Annotated in this window: 2 protein-coding genes; both read left to right on the top strand. The window is 63.0% G+C overall.

Annotated features, from left to right (window positions below; all coding sequences use genetic code 11):
* Positions 1 to 1,449, top strand: a 1,449-nt coding sequence (gene thrS, locus AC1VAN_RS20265) for a threonine--tRNA ligase (protein ID WP_480986579.1), incomplete at its 5' end; no start/stop codon positions are given.
* 49 nt (positions 1,450 to 1,498) lie between these two features.
* Positions 1,499 to 1,944 (top strand): translation initiation factor IF-3 (infC, locus tag AC1VAN_RS20260; RefSeq protein WP_480986578.1); only part of this gene is annotated, 446 nt, incomplete at its 3' end.

Raw genomic sequence — 1,944 nt, 5'->3', positions numbered from 1 at the left:
GGCGAGGACTACAAGCTGCGCCTGATCGAGGACATGTCGCCTGACATCCAGGCGATGGGCATGTACTACCACCAGGAATACGTGGACATGTGCCGCGGCCCGCACGTGCCGAACACGCGCTTCCTGAAGGCCTTCAAGCTGACCCGCATTTCCGGCGCCTATTGGCGCGGCGACGCGCAGAACGAGCAGCTGCAGCGCGTCTACGGCACCGCCTGGGCCGACAAGAAGCAGCTCGATGCGTACATCAAGCGCATCGAAGAAGCGGAGATGCGCGACCACCGTCGCATCGGCAAGCAGCAGGACCTGTTCCACCTGCAGGARGARGCSCCGGGCMTGGTGTTCTGGCACCCGAAGGGCTGGGCGCTGTGGCAGGTGGTCGAGCAGTACATGCGCAAGGTGTACCGCAGCACCGGCTACGGCGAAGTGCGCTGCCCGCAGATTCTGGACGTGTCGCTGTGGCAGAAATCGGGCCACTGGGACAACTACCAGGACGCGATGTTCTTCACCGAGTCGGAGAAGCGTACCTACGCGMTCAAGCCRATGAACTGCCCKKGYCACGTGCAGGTGTTCAACCAGGGGCTGCACAGCTACCGCGATCTGCCGATCCGCTACGGTGAGTTTGGCGCCTGCCACCGCAACGAGCCCTCCGGTGCGCTGCACGGCATCCTGCGCGTGCGTGGCTTCACCCAGGACGACGGTCACGTGTTCTGCACCGAAGACCAGGTCGAGGCGGAAGTGACCGCGTTCCACCAGCAGGCGCTGGCGGTGTACCAGCATTTCGGCTTCGAGGAGATCCAGGTCAAGATCGCGCTGCGCCCCGAATCGCGCCTGGGCGATGACGCCACCTGGGACAAGGCAGAGGGCGCGCTGCGCTCGGCGCTGTCCAGCTGCGGGGTGGAATGGCAGGAGCTGCCGGGCGAGGGCGCCTTCTACGGCCCGAAGATCGAGTACCACCTGAAGGACGCCATCGGCCGCACCTGGCAGCTGGGCACCATGCAGGTCGATTTCATGATGCCTGGCCGTCTGGGCGCTGAATACGTGGACGAAAACAGCCAGAAGAAGCATCCGGTGATGCTGCACCGGGCCATCGTCGGTTCGATGGAGCGTTTCCTGGGCATCCTGATCGAGCACCACGCCGGCCAGTTCCCGGCCTGGCTGGCGCCGACCCAGGTGGTGGTGGCCAATATCACCGATGCGCAGGCTGAATACGTCTCTGCGGTGACCAAAAGCCTTGCGGATCAAGGCTTCCGCGTCAGCGCCGATTTGCGTAACGAGAAGATCGGCTATAAGATTCGCGAGCACACGCTGCAGCGCGTGCCGTACCTGCTGGTCATTGGTGACCGCGAGAAGGAAAACGGCGCTGTGGCGGTGCGTACGCGTTCTGGCGAAGATCTCGGCAGCATGAGCCTCCAGGCTTTCACCGAGCGGCTCCAGGCCGAGGGCGCGTAAACAAAGGTCCGGCCCGTGCGCATTGGCGCCCGGGCCGGGTTCGACACCCTTGGGAGATCGCAATATCAGTACCCCTGACAACAAACAGAACCGCAAGAATCAGGAAATCCGTGTGCCGCGCGTCCGCGTGATCGGCAGTGACGGAGAAATGATCGGCGTGTTGACGCGAGACGAAGCGTTGTCCATGGCCGAAGATGAAGGCCTGGACCTGGTCGAGATCCAGCCGCAGGCCGACCCGCCGGTGTGCAAGATCATGGACTTCGGCAAGTTCAAGTTCGAAGCCCAGAAGAAGGCCAGCGAGGCCAAGAAGAAGACCAAGCAGGTCGAGATCAAGGAAGTGAAGTTCCGTCCGGTCACGGACGAGGGCGACTACCAGATCAAGCTGCGCAAGATGCGCGGTTTCCTYGARGAAGGCGACAAGRTCAAGGTCAACATCCGYTTCCGTGGCCGTGAAATGAGCCATCAGGAACTGGGCCGCGAGATGGCTGGCCGGAT

It is taken from the genome of Stenotrophomonas sp. 05L44_2, assembly GCF_056665995.1.
This window is presented reverse-complemented; position numbering and strand designations above follow the sequence as displayed.